At 62.3% G+C, this 25,598-nt stretch carries 19 protein-coding genes and 1 pseudogene; 10 read left to right on the forward strand and 10 right to left on the reverse strand.

The genetic code is table 11. The features are described 5' to 3' along the window. Positions 1-66 precede the first annotated feature (66 nt). Positions 67-471, reverse strand: coding sequence for a Fur family transcriptional regulator (locus AUL39_RS03820; RefSeq protein WP_059053756.1), 405 nt, complete (start codon positions 469-471; stop codon positions 67-69). Between the two features lie 703 nt (positions 472-1,174). Between AUL39_RS03820 and ahpC the strand changes: the two genes are divergently transcribed. The 6 genes from ahpC to AUL39_RS03850 all read left to right on the forward strand — a co-directional run bounded on the left by ahpC (position 1,175) and on the right by AUL39_RS03850 (position 10,774). After that, a complete protein-coding gene (gene ahpC / locus AUL39_RS03825) occupies positions 1,175-1,738 on the forward strand; it encodes an alkyl hydroperoxide reductase subunit C (RefSeq protein WP_059053758.1) in 564 nt (187 codons plus the stop codon). A 101-nt stretch (positions 1,739-1,839) separates the two neighbouring features. After that, on the forward strand, positions 1,840-3,504 hold the full coding sequence (locus tag AUL39_RS03830; RefSeq protein ID WP_059053760.1) for an FAD-dependent oxidoreductase: 1,665 nt from the start codon (positions 1,840-1,842) through the stop codon (positions 3,502-3,504). A 213-nt stretch (positions 3,505-3,717) separates the two neighbouring features. Further along, on the forward strand, positions 3,718-6,402 hold the full coding sequence (locus AUL39_RS03835; protein WP_160327021.1) for a DUF7601 domain-containing protein: 2,685 nt from the start codon (positions 3,718-3,720) through the stop codon (positions 6,400-6,402). Then, positions 6,389-8,062, forward strand: a complete 1,674-nt coding sequence (locus AUL39_RS03840; protein ID WP_059053763.1) for an isopeptide-forming domain-containing fimbrial protein — start codon at positions 6,389-6,391, stop codon at positions 8,060-8,062. Before AUL39_RS03835 ends, AUL39_RS03840 begins: the two co-directional genes overlap by 14 nt. An 87-nt stretch (positions 8,063-8,149) precedes the next feature. Next, positions 8,150-9,829, forward strand: coding sequence for an isopeptide-forming domain-containing fimbrial protein (locus AUL39_RS03845; RefSeq protein WP_059053765.1), 1,680 nt, complete (start codon positions 8,150-8,152; stop codon positions 9,827-9,829). A gap of 81 nt (positions 9,830-9,910) precedes the next feature. After that, positions 9,911-10,774, forward strand: coding sequence for a class C sortase (locus AUL39_RS03850; RefSeq protein WP_059053768.1), 864 nt, complete (start codon positions 9,911-9,913; stop codon positions 10,772-10,774). A gap of 316 nt (positions 10,775-11,090) precedes the next feature. On the opposite strand, the gene AUL39_RS03855 is transcribed toward AUL39_RS03850, so the two are convergent. Genes AUL39_RS03855 through AUL39_RS03865 form a run of 3 tightly spaced genes read right to left on the reverse strand, consistent with a single transcriptional unit; the run spans position 11,091 to position 13,442 of the window. Beyond that, complete coding sequence (locus AUL39_RS03855; RefSeq protein ID WP_059053770.1) at positions 11,091-11,432, reverse strand: YdcF family protein; 342 nt, start codon at positions 11,430-11,432, stop codon at positions 11,091-11,093. Continuing rightward, complete coding sequence (locus AUL39_RS11045; protein ID WP_059053771.1) at positions 11,407-12,174, reverse strand: YdcF family protein; 768 nt, start codon at positions 12,172-12,174, stop codon at positions 11,407-11,409. The genes AUL39_RS03855 and AUL39_RS11045 overlap by 26 nt, the downstream gene beginning before the upstream one ends. Before the next feature lie 8 nt (positions 12,175-12,182). Continuing rightward, entirely contained in the window at positions 12,183-13,442 is a 1,260-nt protein-coding gene (locus tag AUL39_RS03865) for an Nramp family divalent metal transporter (protein ID WP_059053774.1), read from the reverse strand. A 738-nt stretch (positions 13,443-14,180) separates the two neighbouring features. On the opposite strand from AUL39_RS03865, the gene AUL39_RS03870 reads away from it, so the two are divergent. The 3 genes from AUL39_RS03870 to eno all read left to right on the forward strand — a co-directional run bounded on the left by AUL39_RS03870 (position 14,181) and on the right by eno (position 18,058). Then, on the forward strand, positions 14,181-15,110 hold the full coding sequence (locus AUL39_RS03870; protein WP_059053776.1) for a LysR family transcriptional regulator: 930 nt from the start codon (positions 14,181-14,183) through the stop codon (positions 15,108-15,110). A 73-nt stretch (positions 15,111-15,183) separates the two neighbouring features. Continuing rightward, complete coding sequence (locus AUL39_RS03875; protein ID WP_059053777.1) at positions 15,184-16,311, forward strand: 5-methyltetrahydropteroyltriglutamate--homocysteine S-methyltransferase; 1,128 nt, start codon at positions 15,184-15,186, stop codon at positions 16,309-16,311. Positions 16,312-16,765: 454 nt separating this feature from the next. Then, entirely contained in the window at positions 16,766-18,058 is a 1,293-nt protein-coding gene (gene eno / locus AUL39_RS03880) for a phosphopyruvate hydratase (RefSeq protein ID WP_059053779.1), read from the forward strand. Between the two features lie 63 nt (positions 18,059-18,121). Here the strand turns inward: eno and AUL39_RS03885 are convergent, their stop codons facing one another. From AUL39_RS03885 to AUL39_RS11210, 6 genes are all read right to left on the reverse strand, one after another. Then, positions 18,122-19,291: a cation diffusion facilitator family transporter gene (locus AUL39_RS03885; RefSeq protein WP_235810746.1), complete on the reverse strand. Its 1,170-nt coding sequence runs from the start codon at positions 19,289-19,291 to the stop codon at positions 18,122-18,124. Next, positions 19,291-19,836, reverse strand: coding sequence for a MarR family winged helix-turn-helix transcriptional regulator (locus AUL39_RS03890; protein ID WP_174519238.1), 546 nt, complete (start codon positions 19,834-19,836; stop codon positions 19,291-19,293). The genes AUL39_RS03885 and AUL39_RS03890 overlap by 1 nt, the downstream gene beginning before the upstream one ends. Further along, positions 19,836-20,396 (reverse strand): glutathione peroxidase, encoded by a 561-nt coding sequence (locus AUL39_RS03895; protein ID WP_059053781.1) that lies wholly within the window; start codon positions 20,394-20,396, stop codon positions 19,836-19,838. Before AUL39_RS03895 ends, AUL39_RS03890 begins: the two co-directional genes overlap by 1 nt. 551 nt (positions 20,397-20,947) lie before the next feature. Then, positions 20,948-21,910 carry a choloylglycine hydrolase gene (bsh, locus tag AUL39_RS03900; RefSeq protein WP_059053783.1) on the reverse strand — a complete coding sequence of 321 codons (963 nt, stop codon included), beginning with the start codon at positions 21,908-21,910 and terminating at the stop codon, positions 20,948-20,950. 75 nt (positions 21,911-21,985) lie between these two features. Then, positions 21,986-23,353, reverse strand: a complete 1,368-nt coding sequence (locus tag AUL39_RS03905; protein WP_059053785.1) for a M18 family aminopeptidase — start codon at positions 23,351-23,353, stop codon at positions 21,986-21,988. A gap of 350 nt (positions 23,354-23,703) precedes the next feature. After that, positions 23,704-24,171, reverse strand: a complete 468-nt coding sequence (locus AUL39_RS11210) for a LytTR family DNA-binding domain-containing protein (RefSeq protein ID WP_160327022.1) — start codon at positions 24,169-24,171, stop codon at positions 23,704-23,706. A gap of 937 nt (positions 24,172-25,108) precedes the next feature. Here AUL39_RS11210 and AUL39_RS03915 point away from each other — a divergent pair. Then, positions 25,109-25,561, forward strand: a pseudogene (locus AUL39_RS03915) (Spy0128 family protein); the annotation flags it as partial. Between the last annotated feature and the right edge of the window lie 37 nt (positions 25,562-25,598).

Here is a 25,598-nt window from a genome sequence, read left to right on the forward strand (position 1 = left end):
CGTAGGCGACGTTCCGGACGGCCCTTTCCCACCAAACCGTGGGGGAGGGCCGTCGTTCTGTTACCTCTACTCGGCCCCCGCAGCCTTACGCAGACGCTCCTGGCACGCGGGACACACGCCGGTGAGGATGGTGCTGGTAGAGACGCTGGCATAGCCGGTTGAGCGCTCGATTTGGCGGCAGAAGTCGTCCTGCTTGGGCATAGGGACGTCGATCACGGTCCCGCACTCCGAGCACACCAGGTGCGCGTGGTGGTCCATGCGGCGGTCAAAGCGCTCGCCACCCGGCGTCTTCACCGAGAGGATTTCTCCGGTGTCTGCGAGCAGGTGCAAGTTGCGATAAACGGTTCCACGGCTGATGTGGTCGTCCTGCTCGCGGACGCGAAGGTATATCTCGTCGGCGGTAGGGTGGTCGCACAGCTCCTGCACTGCCTCGAGCACCAGCTGGCGCTGGCGCGTGTTTCTTCTCTCCATGACGTGCTCCCGCTCTCCGTGCGTGGCTTTGGCTTACACGGTGATGTTACCCAAACAATATTAGGACTATATCCCATTTAGCGCGACTACGCGAGAGTTACGTGTCGCCGACGGCTCTGAGCTCTTATCCCGCTCGCATCCCTCCCGTTCTTTAGCGGTTTCTGGGAATCGGCCGCCGCGTTTGCCCAGTTGGCAAGTAGCGTGGTTCTCAAATACCGCTAAAGCATGGCGAGGAGCGAGAGCAAAAGAGGTCCAAGCTCTCTTGTGCGGGACCCTGCTGCACCAAAAACGAGACTATTCAGTACTTTTACCGCGAGTTGCCGAGTACATGGGCCGAACTATTTACGGAGACGCAGGTAGGGAAAAGCGACCAGTGAGGTGATACCAAGAGTAACCGAAAAAAGTACTGAGAAGTGCCGATTTTGGTGCAGCGCCCCCGTATCCCCCTAGCCCCGTGCATCCGCAATTTCCTCCGCCCACCGTTCTTTAGCGGTTTCTGGGAATCGGCCGTTGCATTTGCCCAGTTGGCAGGAAACACGATTCTCAAATACCGCTAAAGAACACGAGGGGGAGGGGGAGTGGAGGTATACCGCCCCCGAAAAAGTCGAAATTTCCGCTTGCAATCCTTTATCAACTGTTGATAATAAGTCCCAGTACCAATAGGGGTACGCAGACAACCACCATCACAGAGAAGGAGCGTCACATGTCCCTCATCAACAAGGAAATCGGCGATTTTACCGTCCAGGCATTCCGGAACGGCGAGTTCAAGACTGTCACCAAGGCTGACGTCCTGGGCAAGTGGGCCCTGTTCTTCTTCTATCCCGCGGACTTCACCTTTGTGTGCCCCACCGAGCTCGAGGAGCTGGCCGAGAACTACGACGCGTTCAAGGCCGAGGGCTGCGAGGTCTACTCCGTGTCCTGCGACACCCACTTTGTGCACAAGGCCTGGCACGACGAGTCCGAGCGCATCTCCAAGGTGACCTACCCCATGCTCGCTGACCCCGCCCACGTCTTGGCCGAGGACTTCGAAGTCCTGATTCCCGCCGATGGCCTTGCGGAGCGCGGCGCCTTCATTGTCGATCCCGACGGCAAGATCCAGGTCTATGAGGTCACCGCTGGCGGAATCGGCCGCAACGCCGAGGAGCTCCTGCGTCTTGTCCAGGCAGCCAAGTTCGTGCGCGAGCACGGCGACCAGGTGTGCCCAGCCAAGTGGCAGCCGGGCGCCGAGACCCTCAAGCCCTCGCTTGACCTCGTCGGCCAGCTCTAATCACACGGGGGAGCAGAGCCCAGACACATTCCGGAGCCCGCCGCACTGGCTCGGCGGGCTCCATCCATGATTCGCCGCGCGCGGCGGAGGAGGTTAGGCACATGAGCGAGAACAACATCGACAACGTATACGACGCGGTGGTGATTGGCGGCGGCCCGGCCGGGCTCACGGCCGCGCTCTACCTGGCCCGCGCGCGCTACCGCGTGCTGGTGGTCGAGCGCGAGCACTTTGGTGGCCAGATCACCATCACCTCCGAGGTCGTGAACTACCCTGGCGTGCTCACGGCAAGCGGCGAGCAGCTCACGGATACCATGCGCCGTCAGGCGGAGGCCTTTGGCGCCGAGATGCTGCTTGCAACCGTGGAATCGCTCGACCTTGCGGCAGACGTCAAGGTGGTGCACACCTCGCGCGGCGACATCCGCTGCCTGGCGGTTCTTCTCGCCACCGGCGCCTCGCCGAGAAGCGCCGGCTTCGAGGGCGAGGAGGACTTCCGCGGCCACGGCGTGGCGTACTGCGCCACCTGCGACGGCGAGTTCTTCACCGGTCGCGAGGTCTTCGTGGTGGGCGGCGGCTTTGCCGCGGCAGAGGAGGCAGTCTTTCTCACCACGTACGCCTCGCATGTGACCATCCTGGTCTACACGGATGACTTCACCTGCGCAAAGGCCACGGCTGACGCGGCCTATGCCAACGAGAAGATCACCGTGCGGACAAACGCGCAGCTTCTGGCCGTGGAGGGCGACTCCGTGGTGCGGGGCGTCCGCTGGCTTGACCGCGCCACGGGCGAGGAGCACGAGTTCTCCTCGGCAGACGGCGGCCCGGTGGGCGTCTTTGTCTTTGTGGGCTACGCGCCGGCAACCTCGCTGGTGGCGGGCGTGGCCGAGCTTGACCCGCAGGGCTACGTGATCACGGACGATCGCCAGATGACGAGCGTCGACGGCCTCTTTGCCGCGGGTGACGTGTGCCAGAAGCGCCTGCGCCAGGTTGCCACCGCCGTGGGAGAGGGCGCGGCAACGGCAACCGAGATGGAGCGCTATCTCAAGGCAGCGCGCGAGCGCACTGGCATCATGCCCAAGCAACCTGCCAGCCGCACGCGTGACGTCGCTGAGAAGCCCGCGTCTACGGCGGTCGCCGCACCTGCCTCGACGCCCGGCTCTCCCATTGACGACGCGATGGCGGCCCAGCTCCAGGCGGTCTTCTCGCGCATGCAGAACCCGCTGGTGCTGCGCCTGCACCTCGATGGCGGCGAAGTCTCGGCCGAGCTGCGCTCCTATATGGACGCGCTGGCAGCGCAGACGGAGCTGCTCCGCGTGGAGGAGGCGGACGCCTCTGTCGATGACCCCGCCGAGCTGCCCTTTGTTGAGGTTGTGCGGGCTGATGGCACGCCTTCTGGCCTTGCCTTCCACGGCGTTCCCGGCGGCCACGAGTTCACGTCCTTTGTGCTGGGGCTCTACAACGCCTCGGGTCCCGGCCAGCCCATCGCGGACGCCGACCGCCAGGGCATCGCAGACATTGCGCGCCCGGTGAGCCTGCGCGTGCTGGTGGGGCTCTCGTGCACCATGTGCCCGGACGTGGTGGTGGCGTGCCAGCGCATGGCGGCGGACAACCCGCTGGTTACGGCCAACGTTTACGACGTCAACCGCTTCCCAGAGCTGCGCGAGCGCTACGACGTGATGAGCGTGCCGTGCCTCGTGATTGATGACGGCACGGGCGAGCGCGTGAGCTTTGGCAAGAAGGGGCTTTCAGAGATCCTTGCCCTAGTGGGCTAGCCGGTTTGACGTAGTTGCGCTGGCGTCTCGCAATCGCGGGACGCCAACATTTTATGCGTCGACTGGAAATCGCGCGATTTTGTGAGCCCCTTAGGATGTTATTGCCTTATATTGCAATACAAAATTGTATTGCTACCAAATGCGTAACATAGATACCTTAACGGAGCCTAAATGAGAAGAACAAAACGAGCCTATGTACCTGCGCTTTTCATTATGGCAATCGTGGGGCTCGTGTTGGCGCTGTGCTTACCTGTTGGGGCATTTGCTGACAGTACAGCAGCAGCTGAAGCCTCGACGAGTACTAGTTCTTCAACTACCGAGACAGGCGCGTCCAGCGCGACCGGCACCACGTTAACAACGGGAGAGACAGGCAGGCCCACTGGCTCGGATGCGGGCGCGAGCGAGTCCAGTGCGAGCAGCGCCAGCGAAGACTCAGCTACAACTGCCACGACGCTTCTCTCAAACGGAGCGGCCTCTTCTTCCGAACCAAGCGGCGCCCAGGGGCTTCTCGCAACGCTTCAGGCCGACGAGGCCACCGCTGTTGCGGCTGCGTCCACGGACGCGACGGTGACCGAGAAGATCTACTACGACACCACCACGGGCATCCACTCGGTGTACAGCACGCCCAATGACACGTCGAGCACCAGGATCATCCTTTATTGCATGAACAACCAGGCCCACTGGCCGCATGCGACGAATGAAATACCCACTGTTCCAGATTACACGCAAGGCTATCTCACCGAGGCAAGCTTTACCTCGAAAGAGGAGTACGAAGCCTGCATGCACAAACTGGAGGCAATCCTCTATGCGGGCTATAACTATAACGGGCTTAACCTTTACAAGGTCGTTTTTGGTACACCAAGAGCAACGCTCCAGGAATTCAATGATGCCCTGCAGGCACCAGACAACCTGAGGAGCGATTATCCAACTATCCTCGGGGACACCGTTTTTACCTATGAGAACAGCAAGGATTCAAGCTCCGAGAATTATCAGAAGCTCGTTGAATTCATGCAGCAAGTCTTTTCCCTGTACTTTACAGGGGGGACCACTGCGTCTGGCCTAACGTACAACGACATCATTGCGACAAAGTTTTACAAGGCGGTTTATGCCCTCATCAATAGCGAGGATCCGTTCGTGACGTATGCCTCGCAGGCGTCGGACTACTACGTTACCGAGCAGGGCGCATATGACGCCACGCAGAATGCCATCTGGGTTACCCTCGCCAGCTATGGAGTCCCTAATAACGATATGACCAGGGAAGCTGCCGTCTCGGTGACCCCGCTTACGGCAACGCTTCTCGACAACGCTGACTACAGCAGGCTTCTCCGCCAGGAGCCGCAGGACTCGCAGATAAGCATTACCTCCTCGGATGCGAAGTTCACCTACGATCCCGCCACGAAAACTTGGTGCACGGGAGTCCTTACCCTCAGCGAAGGCGCAAACTACAACGGCGAATACGCGCTCACCCTCCCGTCCGGCGTTACTGCCTACTCCGATGCGCTTGGGACTGCGACGGCTGTGTCGACAGTGTCAGCGGGAGAGCAGTTCTACCTCGTGTCGTCGACGAAACCCACCAGCAGCGTCACCGTGACTGCTAGCGACGCTCTCACCTGGATTGAGGAGACGCGCCAGTACTCTCCAGACCCGGAGACCTATACCGCGCCCGATGGCAAGAGCTTCCAGCACATGATTGGTGCAGTCATCAAGCAAAAGACTGTCAAGGCATCACTCGAGGCAGCCCCCGCCTCCGACGGTGACCTTACCGTGTCCAAGACCGTCGAAGGCGAGACGAACTCTCAGACCGACTTCACCTTCACGGTCGCGTTGGACAACACGAGCATCAACGGCACCTACGGCGACATGACCTTCACCAACGGCGTGGCCACCATCACGCTTAAGGGCGGCCAGAGCGCCACGGCAAAGTACCTGCCGGGCGGCACGGGCTACACGGTCACTGAAACGTCGAATAGCGACTACGCGGCGTCGTCCAGCACGCTTGCGGGCACGGTGCCAAGCGACGGCACCGCCGCCACGGCTGCCTTCACCAACACGCGCCTCTACAAGCTCACGCTGAGCAAGACCGTCTCGGGCCAGGCCGCAAGCACCTCTCAGCAGTTCACCATGCGCATCACGCTGAAGGACGCCTCCGGCAACCCGCTTTCGGGCACCTACTCCTACACAGGCGGAGCGGTCGACGGCTCCAGCGCCACGGTCCCTGCTAGCGGCACGATCACGCTCGACGCCAACGGTACGGGCTCGGTTCAGCTCAGCGCTGGCCAGCAGGTGACGATTGCTGGCATCCCCTCGGGCACCACCTACACGGTAGAGGAGGTCACGAGCACCGCTGAAGACGCGCTGCTCTACGACGTGGCCTACAACGGCAGCACCACCGCTGCCACGGGCGCACTTACCGCCGACGCCACGGTCGCCGTGACCAACGCCGTGCAGGAAGGCTCCCTCTCCGTGACAAAACACGTAAAGGGCGAGGTGGGCTCTACCCAGGCATTCACCTTCACGGTGAAGCTCGGCGGTTCGGGCGCCACTCTTACCGGCCAGTACGGCGACATGCTCTTCTCCAACGGCCAGGCCACCTTCACGCTCAAAGACGGCGAAACCAAGACCGCGAGCGCCCTACCCGCCGGTGCCACTTACGAGGTGATCGAGGAGTCTAACGACAAGTACGCCACTACGTCCGAGAACGCCACGGGCACAATCGCCAAGGGCGAAACGGCACGGGCAAGCTTCACCAACACGCGCGGCATGACGACGCTTCCGCTCTCCGGAGGCGCGGGCTTTGGCGCAACCTATGCGATTGGCTTGGGTGCGCTTGTCGCAGCGGCGCTCTGGATGCACGCCCGTCGCCACGCGGCAGGGAAGGGTGGCGATGGCCGTGACTAAGACCCTCTCGCGCGCCATTGCGACCTGCCTTGCCAGCTGCCTGGCCGTCGCCGTGCTTGCGCTCTGCTCGCCCGCCCGCGCGCTTGCCGAGCAGACCGGGCATCTCACCGTCACTGCAACCGAGAGCGCGTCCACCGCGCTTGACGCCTACCAGCTCTTTTCGGCAGACGTGAGCGATGCCGTGAGTGGCCACAAGATCCTTGCTAACGTCTCGTGGGCTAGCGACGCCGCCGAGAAGGCCGTCACCTCCGCCATCAAGTCTGCCGACCCCTCCTACAGCGGCGCCACCGCCCAGGATGCCGCCGACTGGCTAAACGAGAACGTCGAGAGCGACGCGGCCTTGGCGCCAACTGCCTCCTCTGTGCCCGCCGCCATTGCGCGTACGCTTGCAGGTAGCACGCCTACGGCGAGCGTTACCGCAGGTACGCAGGCTACGCTCCCGGCGGGCTACTGGCTTCTCAACGCCAATAGCGACTCCGTGGGTACGGGCCAGTCCGGCACTGCGGCGATTCTCGTTGCCGTGGGCGGCGCGGACGTAACCGCAACCACCAAGACCTCGGTTCCCTCGGTCGAGAAGCACGTGCTGGAGGACTCGTCCAACAGCTGGCAGAAGCAGGCCGACGCCACCGTGGGAGACGAGCTTGACTGGCGCCTTTTTGCCACCGTGCCCATGAACCTCTCGCCCAACTCCGCCTACAAGGCATACTCGATCACCTTCCATGACGTGCTATCCGCGGGCCTTGAGCGGCCCAGCAATGTGCACGTGTACATTGCCCCCGCGGGCGTCTCGACGTGGGCGCAGGGGACCGAGCCCGGCGACGGGTGGGTCGAGCTGGACGAGAAGGAATACGCAACCACCTACGCCGCGGGTGAGAATGGCTCAACCTTTGATGTTGCCGTGAAGGACCTTATCGTCTCTGCCTCCAACCACAGCGTCTACGCCGACCAGGGCCTTGAGGTCTGCGTGGTCTATGACGCGCCACTTGCGCAGGACGCCGATCGCGGAGCGGCGCATGGTAACCCCAACACGGTGACGCTTCGCTATCCAAGCACGCCGTACTCGAAGATGCTGACCGAGACGCAGGAGGACGAGGCCATTGCCTACACGTGGGACCTCAACCTGGTCAAGCGTGACGCTACGAGCGAGTTTGCCCTGGCTGGCGCGGTACTGCGCGTGACCGACGATCGCGGCCGTCACCTCACGCAGGATGGCGTCTGGACCACGGACGACGCCACCGTGACCACGGACCAGAACGGGGCCATCGCGGTTGCTGGCGTCGATTCCGGCACCTTCGCGGTTGAGGAGGTCCAGGCGCCCGAGGGCTACGAGTCCTTCTCGGGCATGCCTTCCATCACGCTGACGGTGGGGCTTGATCCCCAGATTATCCGTTCGACCAATGATGAGCGCCTTTCTGCCGAATCCCCCTTGAGGGCGGACAGCTTTGACAAGGACTCGGGGGAGGCCGATGTCTCGGTGCTGAACGGCGCGGTAACCGTTCCGAGCGAGGTCAAGGACATCCTGCAAACGCTCGGTGGTTCCTTCCCCTTCACCGGGGACTCAACGTCGTACCTGCCTGCCATCTGCCTTGCAGTGGTCGGTGTGGCACTGATCGTGTTTGCAATCCGGCGAAGGAAGGGAGACCCAAAGCGCCGGTCCTGATGCCGGAAGCCACTACGGCTTGTAGAGGGAGACGAAAAAAGCTTATGTGACCTGGGCAAAGCGCCCGCAGGTTAGAGAGGAAAGACAATGAGAAAGCACAACATCGCACGCATGGCAGCAACTGCTGGTCTGGCGCTTGCGATGGCGTTGGGCCCGGTTGTGGTGCCGGTCGCCGCATTTGCGGACGACACGACAACCACCTCCGCCAATGGCAGCGTGACCATCTTGCAGAACGCCAACAACAAGTCCGACGCAACGACTACGCTTGGCTATCAGATTTTCAAGGCCGACGTGGTGGACAACGGGACCTCGAAGACCGCCTCGAACATCACTTGGGCAAGTGAGGAAGTCGGTAAGGTGGTCGTGGAGCAGATCAAGGCGCTTGACAGTAGCTATGCGGGAACGACGGCTCAGGACGCGGCTGATTACCTGAGCACCCACCTGCCCGCAGAGGGCAGTTCCGGCACGAGCACGATCATCGAGAGCAACAAGCTCTACTCCAACATCGCCAACGCCCTGCGCGAAGATACGAACCTCACTCCGACGGAGCTGACCATCGGTGTTGCGCAGGACCTCTCTACCGGCTATTGGCTTTTCCTCACTAACACGACTTCCACCGACACTGGCACGAACCAGGTTGGTTCCGCTCCCATCTATGCGGTGGTCGGCGGCGGTGCCCTTACCGTCTCACCCAAGACCACCCTTCCTACGGTGACCAAGCAAGTGAAGAACGATGCGACGGGCGCCAATTGGTCCAACGTTGCCGATTCTCAGGTGGGGCAGAGCCTGCAGTACCGCCTGATTGGTTCGGTTGCCGACCCCATCCCCAGCTACACCACCTACTACTACAAGTTCACCGATACCCTTTCGGCTGGGCTTACCGCCGATAGCTCAACCGTTGCGGTTACGGTGGAGACCGATGGCACAAGCTACATGGTCCCGGCGACGGTCACGACGACGGACGGCATCCACACGAACTACACGACGACGCTCACGACCAACACCGACAACACGAGTGTGCTTGGGGTTGAGTTCACCGACTTGAAGAGCCTCAAGGATGCATCTGGTACGGCGATTCCGGTGAACGGCACTACCAAGGTGTACGTGACCTACAGCGCTGCCCTCAATTCGAACGCCGTGGTGGCGAACGGCTATAACGACAACAGCGTCATGCTCACCTACTCCAACAACCCCGGCACCGACAGCAAGGGCTACTCCACTCCGTCGAGCGTGCGCGACTACACTTTCAAGCTCAACCTGGTCAAGGTCGACAGCTCCAAGCAGTCCACGAAGCTTGCGGGTGCCAAGTTCACCATTCAGGCGACGACCCCCGATGAAGGCGCCGGCACGAAGTACGTGCAGGCCGATGGTTCGCTGGGCGATTCCGCCTACGAATTCACGACGGACAGCACCGGCAACATCTCCGTATCTGGTCTCGACGTGGGAAAGTACACGGTAGTCGAGACCCAGGCGCCGAGCAGCTACAACACGGTCGCGAGCTTCGACTTCGAGATCAGGGCGACGTATGACACCGCGGGCGCACTCACCAAGGTAGAAGCGAGTTCCTCTAACTCCACAGCTGCCGACGCGAGCACCGATACTAACGGATTGGTCACCGTTACGGTTAAGGATAAGCCGGGCATGTCTCTGCCCCTTACTGGCCAGGCGGGCGTGACCATTACCTGGATCGCTGGCGGCGCCGTTCTCGCACTGGGCATCACGCATCTCGTGCGCTCCCGCAAGAACTCCGAGGACAACGCGGAGTAGCGCGTCTGCAATAGCAAGGTGCTAGGGTAGGTTAGTCGTGGGCCCCGCCGCGTGCGGGGCCCATCTAGTAGGGAGGCGCGCGTGGGCACGCATGCCAAGCACAACGGGAAGCGACGCCGGCTGCCGCGATGGGCAGACCGTCTCATCACGCTGCTGCTGATCCTTGTCGGCGTGGGCCTCATGGTGTGGCCGTGGGTGGTCGACATGCTCGAGGAGTACGGCGTGGGAGCGACCATCTCTGAGGTGTCGTCGCGTGTCGACTCGATGCCAGCCGAAGAGAAGCAGTGGTATCTCGACCAGGCCAACGCGTACAACAAGGTGCTTGCCGGCGAGGAGCCGGATATGGACGCCTCGCAGATCGTTGATTACAACGGGCAGCTAACCTATGACCGCGACCCCATGATGAGCTGGGTCGAGATTCCCTCCATCGACGTGAGCATGCCTATATACCATGGCACGGGTGATGCTGCGCTTATGGCTGGCGTTGGGCATCTTGAGGGCACGAGCCTTCCCGTGGGCGGGGAGTCGACTCACTGCGTGATTACGGCTCACTCCGGCATGCGAAACCTCCGCATGTTCGACGATATCCGGCAGCTTGAGCCCGGTGACCTGGTGCTGATTCACACCATGGTCGACGTGTACGCGTATCGCGTTACCTCCTCCGAGGTCGTGTGGCCAGATGAGACCTCGTCACTTGAGGTTGTGCCGGGCGAGGACTTGCTCACGCTGGTCACCTGCACGCCGTATGGCGTGAACGACCACAGGCTGCTGGTCCACTGCGAGCGCACGGACTATGTTCCCGAGGAGGCGGAGGAGCAGGCCTCCGTCACTGAGCGCCACTGGGGTGCGCGCGAGTGGGCAGTTGTGGTGGTAGCCGTGGCGCTAGTCGGCGTTGCCGTGGACGTGGTGGTGCACCATGCGCGCAAGCGGCACCAAAAGGGATAGGGTGTGGCCCACCGCCCTGCAGTGCCTTTTCTGCAGAGCGGGGTTACCGCCGCTGCTGCATGAAAACGTCCTATCGAACATCGTTTTCGCCGCTGCTGCATGAAAATGCCCTATCGAACGGTGCCTTAAGTGGTGATTCATCAATTCTTCAACTACATATGCACTACATTGCATAGTTTAATGAAAATATGCACCTTGTTGAAAATAAAGTTTGATCCTTGATGACAAGTCCAGAGAGGCGCCGTTCGATAGAGCACTTTTGTGCAGGGACACGCTAAATTCCGTTCGATAGAACGTTTTTGTGCATCCTGCGCCGCTACGCTAACGCCGCATTGAATCCGCTTGCCACCAGGTAGACCACCAGCAGCGCGATGGTGAGCTTGGTGTAGAAGTTCCGGCGCAGCGAAACGTACGCCACCCACTCGCGCACCAGCGCGTTGAGCGAGAAGTACAGGCGTACGTGCGCGCCAACGCCATCCGCGGGAATGCCCAGCTCGCGGGTGATGAGCAGCGCCCGGAAGACGTGGTAGTCGTCGGTCACAACAAGGATGCGGCCGGCGTTGCCTCCGTCCTTCTCGGCAAGCAGCCGAGCGCAATGCTTCAGGTTCTCCTGCGTGTTTGTGGACTTGTCCTCAACGAGAATCGCCTCTGACGGCACGCCGAGCGATTCGGCGTACGCGCGATTCGGCGTACGCGCGCATGGCGTGGGATTCTGGCTGCGCCTCGTCTGCGCCCTGGCCACCCGACATGAGCAACTTGGAGCCGGGGTTCCTTCGCCACATCTCCACGCCGCGCTCAACGCGGTGAGCTAGGAGCGGGGTTACCGAGCCGTCGGGCATGAGGCCGGAGCCAAGCACAACAATCCGCTGGTAGCGGCGGTATCGGTGGGGGATTTGCGCCACCAGGCCGCTCACGGTATAGAGCGTGAACGCCACGCCGGCGATGCCCAGGAGTATCGCCGCAAAGCCAAAGACCAGGTCGAGCACGCGACCGAGCACGGGCACGCTGGTAAGGGCGCTGCGCACCTGCGGCCAAACGATCACGTAGGCAACCATGAGGATGCCCAGCCCCAGTGAGAGCATGTTGCGCGGGTTTGTGCCCTCGCGTCGGATGAGCCGCACCCCCGAGGCAACGAGCGTCACCACCAGCGCAACGGGAAACGCCAGGAGTGCCACAGCCATGACGCCAATGACCACAAGGTTTATCTGCTCGGCAACGGGGTGACTCTCGAGCGAGAACGCCTGCAGGAGGGTTACCTCGATGGCCATGACGGCCGTCCCCACGGCAACGAGGAACGACAGCCCATACCAAAGGCTGCGCTGCTCGTGCGTGTGAAGGCGCCAAAACCAGAGCTGCCCTGCGACAGCAAGGCAGACGGCGGCAAGGGCGAAGGCTTCCACGGTGGCTCCTATCCTGCGAGAGATATCACGTTTATTGCGGTAACCACGATACCCGTTGCCAGCAGCAATGCGTTGGCGAGGCGCGAGTTGGCGTAGCGGCCCATGACGCGCTTCGAGCTCGTGAGGCGAATCTGCGTGAAGATCGTGATGGGCAGCTGCAGTGAGAGCAGCGCCTGCGAGAGGACCAGCCCCTGGAAGGTGTTCTCCACCAGCAGGCACGCCAGCGTTGCCAGGCCCATGCACAGCGCCACGCCCACGGAGGAGTGGCGGTCGTGGATGTCGTACTCCTCGCCAAACATGCCCGCGCTGATGGTGCCCGACGCCATGCCCGCCGTGACGGAGGACGAGAGGCCCGCCAGCAGCAGCGCCACGGCAAAGATGACCGTCGCCGCCGAGCCCAGGATGGGGGAGAGCGTCGCCGCCGCGGTCGCGAGGTCGTCCACCACAACGCCGCGCGTGAAGAACGTCGTGGCCGCCAGAATCACCATGGCGGAGTTTATCGCCCAGCCAACGCCCATCGAGAAGAGCGTGTCGAAGAGCTCATAGCGCAGGCGTTCGCGGATGACCTTCTCGCCCTGCTGCTCGTAGTGAACGCTCTGGATAACCTCGGAGTGCAGGAACAGGTTGTGTGGCATGACCACGGCGCCCAGCACGCTCATCACGATGGCCGCGGAGCCGACGGGGAAGCTCGGCGTGACCCACGAGACCGCGGCCTGCGGCCAGTCAACGTTCACCAGCGCAAGCTCGGCAAGGAAGGCCAGGCCAATGAGCGAGACAAACGCGATGATCCAGCGCTCGATGCGCTTGTATGAGTTGGTGGCCAGCATGGCAACCGAGAAGGCGCCCACAATGACGCTGCCCACGCGGACGGGCAGCCCAAAGAGCATTTGGAGTGCGATGGCGCCGCCAAGGACCTCGGCCATCGCGGTGGCGACGGTGGCCGCGTACGCGGTGGCGAGAATGGCGGTGCCCAGCCAGCGCGGGAAGTGCTTATGCGTTGCCTCGGCAAGACATTCGCCGGTGGCAATACCCAGGTGGGCGGCGTTGTGCTGCAGCAGGATGAGCATCAGGGTCGAAAGCGTCACTACCCACAGCAACCCGTAGCCAAACTGCGAGCCCGCCGCCATGTTCGATGCCCAGTTGCCTGGGTCGATGAAGCCCACCGTCACCAGCAAGCCGGGGCCAATGTGCTTGAGAATCTCGAGGCCCCCGTGGCCGCCGGTCTTCTCGGCGCCAAATTGCCTGGTCATCTCCTCACGAATGTCCATAGTTTCCTCCACGTGCATCGAGGTGCGCCGACCGCGTGCGGCGCGTTGCTATTATTAGTATCAGATACCATTATGCTCTCATTTGCGGCGCGGTAGTCATGCGGTGGGAATTTTGAGGGGTGACTTTTGAGGGCAAAGGGAAGCGCGGCGTCCCCAAAGTGCATCGAACTGCCCTTGGTTACATAAAATTTGGGAATTCTGCGCCGAAGTGGCCTTCGTTGCACTAGGTTTTGTCGGGGATCTGAGTATTGGCTCATACATCTTGCTATATGATTCAAAATACGCACTACATATTGTATGTGGGGGCAACCTCCTACTTGGGAGGTTCTCAAAACAACGTGTAACGAAGGCCACTTCGGCGCAACAAACCGAAAATTAGTGTAACGAAGGGGGTTTCGGTGCACGCGACAGCCATTCGCCGCAGCCGAACAATGCCCTAACAACATCTGCCAGCGCGGCTAATGGTTGCTTCCGCCCGCAATATCTCCGCCGGCTACCCTTGTTCTCGAACAACACGACCAATGACCCCTCCTCGCGCGGGCCCAGTCCGGTGGCATAACCCCTGGCTGGGCCCGTCCCCTTTGCTTGGCGCTGTTGTACCTGCCGTGACCCCGCTTCCAGAAACATGTGCTCTTTCCGCCGAGGACTGGCCGTGCCCCTTTGCAGCGCGCTCGTCAGGTACCATCGGTCGACGTGCGCCGAGCCAAAGTCGCCGGCCAGGGGGAGGGGAGCACCGCCATGACACTGCAGCAGCTTCGCTACGTGGTCGAGGTCGCCACGGCCGGATCGATCACCGCCGCGTCGCAGCGACTCTTCATTGCCCAGCCGTCGCTCTCCAAGGCCATCTCAGAGCTCGAATCCGAGATGGGGATCACGATTTTCGAGCGCTCCAGCAAGGGCGTCGTGCCTACGGAGGACGGCACGCGGTTCCTCTCGTACGCGCGGCAGGTGGTCGAGCAGGCCGACCTCCTCGAGGCCCAGTACAAGCACGGCATGCCGCCGCGCCGCGTCTTTGGCGTCTCGAGCCAGCACTACGCATTCGTGGTCAATGCCTTCGCCGAGTTGGTGCGCGAACATGGCGAGAGCCGCTACGAGTTCAGCCTGCGCGAGGGAACCACCTTTGGCACCATCGAGGACGTGCGCCTGCAGCGTTCCGAGCTGGGCGTGCTCTACCGGAACGACTTCAACCGAGAGGTGCTCACCAGCGCCATCCGCGATGCCGAGCTGCGCTTCGAGCCGCTCTTCGAGGCCCGCGAGCACGTCTTTGTGAGCAGGACCAACCCGCTGGCCGCGCGTGACTCCGTGACGCTGGCGGACCTGGCGCCGTACCCACGCCTCTCCTACGACCAGGGCTCGCGCAACTCGTTCTACTTTGCCGAGGAGCCCCACATCACCGAGCAGGTGGACAAGGCCGTGGTGGTCACGGACCGCGCGACCCTGTTCAACCTGCTCATTGGTCTTGACGGCTACACCATCTCCTCCGGCATCCTGAGCGTGGACCTGAACGGCGAGAACATCGTGGCCGTTCCGCTCGAGGATGGCGGCACGATGGAGCTGGGCTACATCCACCAGCCGCGCCGGCCCCTCTCGCCCATGGCGGAGCGATACCTCGAGCACCTGAGCGCCTACGTTGCGAAGTACATAGCCTCTGGCTATGGCAGGCAATAGCACATCGATAGTTCCTTTGACTTCTCGCAAGGGGCACCATTGCTCTTGTCAACGGCAAGAGAAAGGTAACCCCATGAGCATCGCATATGACAAGAAGACCCCGCACCGCTTTGACGTGGTTGGCAGCTTCCTGCGTCCCGCCCGCCTGAAGCAGGCGCGCGTCGACTGGAAGGCCGGGCGCATCTCGGCCGAAGAGCTTTCGGCCATCGAGGACGAGTGCATCCGTGACCTGGTGGCAAAGGAGAAGGCCGCCGGCCTGGGCGTGATCACCGACGGCGAGTTTCGTCGCGAGACCTGGCACCTCGACTTTATGTGGGCGTTCGACGGCGTGGCGCACAAGCCCACCGAGACTGGCCTGCCCTTCCACGACGAGGCCGCAAAGATCGATGACACCTACCTCACCGGCAAGATTGTCTACCGCGGCGGCCATCCCTTCATCGACCACTTCCGCTTCGTGCAGGACCTCGAGGACGAGAAGTGCGTGGCCAAGCTCACCATCCCGGCACCGGCGCAGTTCTTCGAGCAGTTCGCGATGCCCTTCAACCTGGAGGCAACGCGCCGCTACTACAAGACTGACGAGGAGCTGGCGGACGACATCGTTGCTGCGTATCGTGCGTTCATCGCCGACGTCTACGCTGCGGGCTGCCGCAACCTGCAGTTTGACGACTGCTCTTGGGGCATGGTCGTGGACCCGCACGCCGAGCAGTTCTTTGGCACCGACGCCGCTGGCCTGGAGCGCGTGAAGGAGGCCCTGCTCGACGTCAACAACCGAGCGCTGGAGGGCCGCCCCGCCGACCTCACGGTGAACACGCACGTGTGCCGCGGCAACTTCCACTCTACGTGGGCCTGCGAGGGCGGCTACGACGAAGTGGCGGACTTCCTTCTGGCGCGCGAGAATGTCGACGCCTTCTTCCTGGAGTTTGACGACGCGCGCTCGGGCGGCTTTGAGCCGCTGGCAAAGGTGCCGGCGGGCAAGAAGGTCGTGCTGGGGCTGGTGACCACCAAGTCTCCTGCGCTTGAGGATCCCGAGGCCGTGGTCGCGCGCATCCACGAGGCCGAGAAGTATGTGCCGCTTGAGAGCCTGTGCCTCTCGCCCCAGTGCGGCTTTGCGTCGTGCGAGATTGGTAACAAGCTGACCGAGGACGAGCAGTGGGCAAAGGTCCGCCTGGTGCACGAGGTGGCCGAGCAGGTCTGGGGGTAGGGGAGCGCGCGGGCGCTTGGCGTTGACGGCGGGGGTAGGCGGCGTGGCCTTCGCAGAGAAAAATAGTCGAGTTTTAGCAAATTCCCGACCACAACAAGTTAACCATGGTGTACTCTTCTCTTAGAGTTAAGTAAGGCTAACACCTGCGACACCGACTGCAGCGCAGGAGCACGAGCCGTTGACTCCCGCCGTAGTGCCCGGACCCTCTCCCCGGACCATCGGCACAACAGGCGCCGCCGACGTTCCCCTTTCTTGCGTCGGCGGCGCGTTCTTCTCGGCACAGTGTTCTATTCACAACATTATTTTTCGCTGCATCCGCAATTCTGGTATGGGGGCGGGGCGCTGCGGGTATACACACGTAAGTAAGAAAAAGGTAACTTTTACTTCGTACTTCACTAAACAATACCTGCGGCAGTCAAACCGCCACAGGCAACCACACGAAAGGTGGCACAACATGAGCGCAATCGAGAAGGTCCACGCACGCGAGGTCCTGGACTCCCGCGGCAACCCCACGGTCGAGGCAGAGGTCACGCTCGCCGACGGCAGCTTTGGCAGGGCGATCGTCCCCTCCGGTGCCTCTACCGGTGAGTTTGAGGCCGTCGAGCTTCGTGACGGCGACGCCGCCCGCTACCAGGGCAAGGGCGTCGAGAAGGCCGTTGCCCACGTGAACAATGAGGCCCGCGAGGCCGTCCTCGGCCTCGACGCCCGCAACCAGCGCGGCGTTGACGCGGCCCTTATCGCCGCCGACGGCACCCCCAACAAGGGCAAGCTGGGCGCCAACGCAATCCTGGGCGTGAGCCTGGCAACCGCCCGCGCGGCCGCTGCCTCCGCGGGGCTCCCGCTTTACGCCTACCTGGGCGGCCCCAACGCGCACACGCTGCCCACGCCCATGATGAACATCCTGAACGGCGGCGTTCATGCCGACAACAACGTGGACTTCCAGGAGTTCATGATCATGCCCGTCGGCGCGCCCAACTTCCACACGGCGCTGCGCTGGTCGGCCGAGGTCTACCACACCCTGAAGGGCGTCCTCAAGGATGCGGGCCTCTCCACCGGCGTAGGCGACGAGGGCGGCTTTGCCCCCAACCTCAAGACCAACGCCGAGCCCTTCGAGTACCTCATGAAGGCCGTCGAGAAGGCCGGCTTCAAGCCGGGTGAGGACTTCGTCTTTGCCATGGACCCCGCCACGAGCGAGCTCTACGACGCCGCAACCGGCACCTACGTCCTCAAGGGCGAGGGCCGCACACTCACCAGCGCGCAGATGGTCGACTACTGGGACAAGCTTGTCTCGTCCTACCCCATCATCTCCATCGAGGACGGCCTGGCCGAGGAGGACTGGGACGGCTGGCGTCAGCTCACGGCGCGCCTTGGCTCGCGCGTGCAGCTGGTTGGCGACGACCTCTTTGTCACCAACACCGCCCGCCTGCGTCGCGGCATCGAGCTGGGCGCGGCAAACGCGCTGCTCGTGAAGGTCAACCAGATTGGCACCCTCACCGAGACCCTCGAGGCCATGCAGACCGCGCAGCGTGCCCGCTACACCACGATCGTCTCGCACCGTTCGGGCGAGACCGAGGACACCACGATCGCCGACCTGGTTGTTGCCACCAACGCCGGCCAGATTAAGACTGGTGCGCCCGCCCGCTCTGACCGCGTGGCCAAGTACAACCAGCTGCTTCGCATCGAGGAGGAGCTGGGCGACGCCGCCGAGTACGCCGGCGGTTCCGCTTTCTACAACATCGCTCGATGAGACAAAGGGAGTTTCCCTTTGTCTCATCGGCGCGGGGAGGGTGGCCTCTCCGCGCCGTTTTTTCTAGTCCGCGATGTCGCTGTCGAGCGCGGCGCGCACGGTGTAGTCGGGGAAGGCCTCCTCGACCTCGCGCACGATCTGGTGGTACTCGCCCTGACGGTCAGGCGCCTCAAACGCGATGATAACGTCGAATTCCAGCAGGTGGCGCGCCTCGTCCACGTGGAAGCCGTGGAACTGCAGCACGTGGTCGTGCGCCGCCACGATGCGGCGCACACGCTCGCGCATGCTTGCAACGTCCTTGCTGGTGTTTCTCGAGTAGATTCCCACTGCCGCGATGATGACCTGGCCGTCCGTTCGCGCAAAGACGCGCTCGGCCACACGCCGCGAGAGCTCGTCGATCTCCTCGGCGGTGGTGGTGTCGGCCACCTCCACGTGGACCGAGCCAACCCTGCGCTCTGGTCCGTAGCTGCTGAGGAAGAGGTCGTAGACGCCCAGGACGCAGTCATCCTCGGCCACGATGCTCTTGACCTTCTCTGCAAGATCGGGGCTCACGCGCTCGCCCAGAATCTGGCTGAGCGTCTGCCAGAGCATCTCGAGGCCGGCCTTTACGATGAACGCCGAGATCACGGCGCCCACCCAGGCCTCAAGCGAGACGCCCCACACCAGGTAGACCACGGCGGCGCCCAGCGTCGACACCGAGAGCACGGCGTCCGAGAGCGCGTCCTGCCCCGAGGCCACCAGCGAGTCTGCGTTCACGCGCCTGCCAACAGACTGCACATGGCGGCCGAGAAGCACCTTGGCCACGACGCCGGCGGCAACAACCACCAGTGCGGCGGCGGAGTAGTCTGGCGCCTCGGGCGAGACGATCTTCTGCACGGATTCCACGGCCGAGGTGATGCCGGCGTAGAGCACGATGATCGAGATGACCATGGCCGTGAGGTACTCGATGCGCCCGTAGCCCATGGGGTGGCGCTTGTCCGGCGCGCGCCCGGCGAGCTTGGTGCCCACGATCGTGATGACCGACGAAAGCGCGTCGGAGAGGTTGTTCACTGCGTCGAGGGTGATGGCGATGGAGTTAGAGACCACGCCCACCACGGCCTTGAATGCGGCGAGCAGCACGTTGGCCACGATGCCGAGGATGCTGGTACGGACGATGGTCTTCTCGCGCTCGGTGGTGGGGATGGGCGCGGTCGCCTGGCTCTTCTCGGCGCTTCTGTCCTGCTTATTGCTCACTAGTTGTCGCTTCCTTCTGTCTGTGCGCATGCGTTGCTGCCGGTCGGCTCGCCATTGCGCACGCTGACGAGCACCTTTGCGAGGAGCCGCTTGAGCTCTGCGGCCTCGTCTGCCGAGAGGTGCACGTGGCACGCCATGGCCACCGGCACGGATGCCGCGCGGTCGCGAAGGTCGCGGCCCTTGGGCGTGAGGCGTACCTCAAGCACGCGCGCGTCCGCCACGCTTCTCTCGCGCGTGATGTAGCCGCTCTTCTCGAGCTTCTTCAGGACCGGCGTAAGCGTGCCCGAGTCCAGGTAGAGCCGCTCTCCGAGGTGGCTCACGGTTGCCGCGCCCTCCTCCCAGAGGACCATCATGCAGAGGTACTGCGTGTAGGTGAGGCCGAGCGGACCAAGCAGCGGCTGGTAGCTGCGGACGACCTCCTTGGAGCAGGCGTAGAGCGGAAAGCACAGCTGGTTGTCTAGGCGCAGGAGCTCGGCTGGGGAGGCCCCCTCCGTTGTGAAGGAGGCCTCCTGCGGTGACGCCTGCGACGATGCCGAGGCATCCACTAGAGTTGCGCCTCGATTGCGCGCTCGACCTCGTCCATGCTGGTGGTGGGCTCGAAGCGCGCCACAAGGTGGCCGTTGCGGTCGATGAGGAACTTGGTGAAGTTCCACATGATGTAGGCCTTCTCGCCGAACTTCTTGTTGTTGGCCTTGGCAAACTTGTCGAGCGCCGCCGCCTTGAGGCCGCTGCCAAAGCCCTGGAAGGGGCGCTCGGTGGCAAGCGCGGCAAAGAGCGGGTCCGCGGTGTCGCCGTTCACGTCGAGCTTCTTGAAGCGCGGGAACTCGGTGTTGAACTTGAGCGAGCAGAACTGGTTGATCTGGTCGTCGGACTCGGGCGCCTGGCCGGCAAACTGGTTGCAGGGGAAGTCCAGGATCTCGAGGCCCTGGTCCTTGTGGGCGGCGTAGATGCGCTCGAGGTCCTCATACTGGGGCGTGAAGCCGCAGCCGGTGGCTGTGTTCACAACGAGCAGGACCTTGCCGGCGTAGGTGCTCAGAGGGACGGTGCTGCCGTCCTGTGCGGTAACAGAAAAGTCCAGGTAGTTGGTGGTGTTCTCGGATGCCATGATGGCTCCCTCCTCTGGGCGTTGCGGCCCGGTGTTGTTGGTAACGGCTTCAGTATGGCGCGAACTGGCGGGCTGGCGGCGCTAATCGATTGAGTACAACCAATTGCACACAATTGATTTGTGATGCTTCTTGCGATGGCAGAGGAGATGGGCCCAACCGTTCGGAATCCGCGACATCTCTGACATGCCGCGCAATCTCGCCGTTTAGAGGCCTCTAACCGTTCGGAAAATTCCTAAATGGCGAAATCCTGCGGCAAGATGTTGCCGCCGAGAGGGACTGCCCGCCGAGAGGGGCGTCAGCCCGTTCGTTGTTACCGGCTCGACGCGAGCCGGCGGCGTCCGCCGAGTTGGCAGTCGAGAACCTCGATGCGCCGGTAACAAGCCTCCGGCGGTGCAGCTCCGCTATTCCCGGCTCGTCACAGGCTCGTCGCATCTGCCCAGTTGGCAGCCGAGATGCACGACGAGCCGGGAATAGCGGGATGCCCAGAAAACCAAAAAAGAGGGGTCCCGGCATAGCCGAGACCCCATACCTCGCAGCAAGCAAGCCCGCGCTACGCCCTCGGGTCCGCCACCTGCACCAGCTCGGTGCCCTCGGTGTCGTAGTCGTCCATGGTAACGCTACGAATTGCGGGGTCCTCGTAGGTGTTGAAGTAGTACGTGCGCGTGGCCGCGGAGTAGCCGCCAGTGTACACGGTGCGCTCAAACTCGCCGTTGGTCATGCGGGCCGCGCCGTCGATCATGGCAACGCCCTCAAGCTCGTGGAACATGCGGCTCACGTTTGCCTTCTCGCCCGACTGCACCGGATAGTGCGAGTTGAGATACGCAACGCGCACAAAGCGCGAGGTAGAGTAGTAGTCACCGGGAATCCCGCGCATGCCTGCGCCGGAGCCATAGGGGAGAAGCTCGGCCTTGTCCCACACCACGTTCTGCGGCAGCTCGTTGGAGACGTTCATGTAGTTGCGCAGGTTCTCGCGGTGCCAGGCAAAGCCAGGCTGGTTGGCCAGGACGTCCACGTCGTCGTGATAGACCTCCATGCCCTGGGCCGTCTGCTCGACCACAATGCTCCTCGTGGCGTCGCCAATGATCCAGTGCAGCAGCGACACGGGGTACTTATCGTTGATGGGCTTGCCAACAATCACCAGGTCATCAAGGGTGCGCTCGACCTCGTCAACGGTCGTGAAGTTGGCCACAACCCACAGTGGGAACTCGTAGGCGGCAACGTTGGTCTTGCCCTCAACCGGGGCGTCAGCGTACTGCGCATAGCCCGGGAAGTTGAGGCCGGCCACGCCCAGCCCAGAGGCGTTGGCGCAGTCAAAGTAGAGCGGCATTCCCTCCTCGACAATGCCCATGCCAATCACGGGCTCGCGCATGCCCGTAACGGCGCCAAACGGGGAGTTGGGCTTGAAGCCGCGCGGCGTCACCACGACGCGCTCGCCGTACCCGCAGCTCCAGTCGAGGTTTCGCGCGAGGTACATCTGACCCTTGTCGTCTGTGAACCTGATTGCCGTGCACATGACAATGCCTCCTGGTTCCTAGGAACGAGCCCGGCCTGCATGGACCAGTGCCGAGACCGTCCAAACGAGTGCCTGCTAGACCATGTCTACCCGCTCCGCACCAGTAATTCTCAGGTAAGCCGAGAAGAACTCGCGTAACGCACGAATGGTCCACGTGGTGTCGCGCGTGCCCGCCGTCTCGTAGCTGGAGTGCATTGCCAGCTGCGGCAGCCCAATGTCCACGGCGTGAACGCTCACTTGCGTGTTCGAGAGGTTGCCAAGCGTGGACCCGCCGGCCATATCCGAGCGGTTGGCAAAGGTCTGGTGCGGCACGTCGGCCTTCTCGCACAGTGACACAAAGACGGCCCGGCTAAAGGCGTCGGTCGTGTACTTCTGGTTGGCGGCCTCCTTCACCACCGGCCCGCCGTTGAGGCGGCAGCGGTTCTCGGCATCGTAGAGCTCGGGGTGGTTGGGGTGCAATGCGTGGGCGTTGTCGCAGCTCACAAGGAAGGAGCGCGAGAGGGCGCGCAGGTAGTCCTCCTCGCCCATGCCCAGCGCCGCGTTGGCGCGCACCAGCGTGTCGTGGAGCAGCGTGGACATGGCCCCCTGCTTGGTGTTGGAGCCAACCTCCTCGTTGTCGAAGCACGCAAAGACGGTGACGCAGCGGCGGTTCTTCTCGGCGACAAACGCCTCGAGCGACGCGAAGGCGCACTGTAGGTCGTCGAGCTTGGGGGACGAGACAAACTCGTCTGCCATGCCCCAGACGCACGGGCGCTCGCGGTTCACGAGGAAGAGGTCGCGCGCCAGGATGTCCTCGGGGCTGGCGCCCACGCCCTCGGCAACCATGCGGTCGAAGTCCTCCTCGTGCAGGCGACCGGCCGAGAAGAGCGGGCAGAGGTCGACGGCCTTGTTGAACGCCTTGCCGTCGTTCACGGAGCGATTGAGGTGGATGGCCACGCTGGGAATGAGCAGCAGGTCGCGGTCGGGGGCGAAGAGGCGGCTCTCGATGCCCGTGGCTGTGCGCACCAGGACGCGGCCGGCGAGCGACAGAGGCTTGTCGAGCCAGGTGTAGTCAATCATGCCGCCGTAGCCCTCGACGTTAAGACGCAGGTACTTCTCGGGTCCCTCGAGCACGGGCACGGATTTCACCTTGTAGGTGGGGGAGTCCGCGTGGGCCGCCGTCATCTGGAAGTGGTAGGTGTCACGGTCGAGGGCGTCCTCACCCACGCGAAAGGCGATGACGCTGGAGCCGTTGCGGGTGGTGTAGTACGAGCCGCCGGGCTTGACCTCCCAGGCGTCGCCCTCGGGCAGGCGAGTGAATCCGGCCTGGTCAAGGCAGGTGCTGATGGTTGCCGCCGTGTGGAACATGCTGGGGCAGCGATGGATGAAGTCGATGAGGCGCTCCGAGGTCTCAAGGTCCTCGGCTGTTGCGCCTTCTGCGGTGGGGTGCTTCTCGTCTGGCATGCGCGTCCTCTCTGTTGGTCGTAGCGAGTTGAGCGTAGCACGCGGGCGCGCACGACGCTGGGGACGCGATTTTCGCAGCGGTCCCGTACGAAGTCGCTGCTCGGGCATCAAATCGGCGCCGGAGGGTACGTTATCGCAGGAGCTCCGTACAAAACCCACGTTCGGGCGTCTAAATATTTGCGATTATCAGACATTTTTGTACATTCGGGCCATAGATCAGGTTGCCTGCCTGCTTGCCTGCCGCTCTGCTGCCCCACCGGCGGCTCGCCGGCCTACCGCCCAACCGGCGTGCGGCCGGAGCCACCGTCAAACCCTACGAAGCAACGTACGCGGCCACAGGTATCGCAAGCTCACTTATTGCTCGGGGGCGTCTCTTTGCCCTTGCTCGGCTGGCACATGCCCTCCGGCCTTCCATTCTCGTCTTCGTCGACGGCCGTGGCATCGACCGCTAGGCCAGAGCCGCACGAGGCACTCGCCAGTCCGTCCGAAGTGCCCGCAGGTCCACCTAGGGCGTTAGAGATCGTTGAGAGAATAAGGCTGCGAATGGCGGTGGATTGCCTGACAGGGATGGGTACCCGCTCGCCGTTAGTGAGGTTTATCTCGTCTCTGCCTATGCTCGACACCATGAGCGCATTGACCGCGTAGCTGCGATGTACGCGCACAAAGTAGGAGGGGAAGCGCCCCAGCGTGCTAGTTAGCGACTCACGCATCTTGAAGGGCTCGGGCGCCGTGTGAACCATGCTGTACTGGTGCCTGGCTTCAAGATAACTTGTGCGGGCGGGATCAACCACGTGATTCCTGCCACTGCTGTCTTTCATTACGAGCGGGCGTTTCTCCCACGTTGGGAGGTTAGCCAGAGCAATGGCCGATCCCATTGAGCGGCCGTAGTCGGTATCCATGAAATTGACGCCTACGGGGACGGATATGATTAGTTGAGCCAGCTTGATGCCGGCGAGAGTGTCTTTCCATACGGCTACGCTGGTTAGCTTGGTCTCGTGCTTCGCATCATTCGATACCGAAACAACGACAAAACATATTGATGTATTTGCGTCGCGGTAGGTTACCTCGCATCGCTGCGTCTCGTACTCAAGGCGCTGGAACAGTGGCTGCAGCTTAATGCGAAGCTCGACGAATTTGGAGGCGCCAATCCCAAGAGATCCTTCAAAAGGACCCACAAAGAAAAAGTCGGTTGCCAGCATGTCCGCGCACGCACTCATGTTTCCCTTCCATAGCTGGAGGAGAAAATCCTTCGTGGAAGCGATGAGATTAAATTCCCGCACGGACAGAGCCTTTTCGTGAACCAATGGAGCCGAGAAAGAACCGGGTACTCAACTGATGCGTCAAGCCATGGAGCAGCTTTACGGGCCCAAGCCACAAATGATAATGACGCTATGATTAAGCAGCCATTATATAATACCGAAAACGCAGGAACACAAAATGACTTGTCTGTTGAGACTCGATAAGCATCCATTCGGTCATTTTATTCGCTGCCGCCTTAGCACGTCTGTCTTCAGCGAAAGCAAGGGACTCGCACATCGGGTGCGGGCTGGCGAAAGGTGCGCTTCAGGCCAGCGCCAGGCCACTAACGAATTGCGACGGGTTCCAACATAAACGCGTGTCGCTTGAGCTTGGGATATGGGGTAGCGCGGAGAGAGCTGATACAAAACCGCATGGAGTAATGTCAAAGCTGCCATATAGCCGTCTGGTTGTCGTCAGATGTAAGGGCCGGAATTCGGTGATGCTCCTTCCTCAAAGCAGACGTTTACGTTTGACTTCGAGGCGCTTGATGGTGCTCCGCTTCCCGGGGGCGCCCAGAACGGCAAGCTCGTGGTGACCATCTACGGCGAGGGAACCGTCGAGCTTGGTCAGGTTAGCTTCGCTAAGCCCGGCTACGTATACCGCTGTTACGAGGAGACGGGCGATGCCGAAGGCTATACCTACGACCAGACCGTGTATACCGTTACCTATGAGGTGACCGAGACCGTTGATGGCCTCGATTACACACGCACCATTACCAAGGACAACGGCGAGCAGGCAGAGGGTCTTGACTTCACGAACTCCTATAAGAAGCCCGTTGAAGTGGCAAAGAACCCTAATACCTCAGATGCAACTCCTGTTGGTACCATGCAGGTGATCGCAGCCTTGGGCGTTGCGGCTATCGCGATTGCCCTTGTCGCCCGCTTTGGAAAGCAGAAGAAGCAGAACTAGCACTAGATAACAATTTGATTCACCTGAACCGCCCCTC

Origin of the sequence: Tractidigestivibacter scatoligenes, assembly GCF_001494635.1 — a bacterium.
Classification (GTDB): Bacteria; Actinomycetota; Coriobacteriia; order Coriobacteriales; family Atopobiaceae; genus Tractidigestivibacter; species Tractidigestivibacter scatoligenes.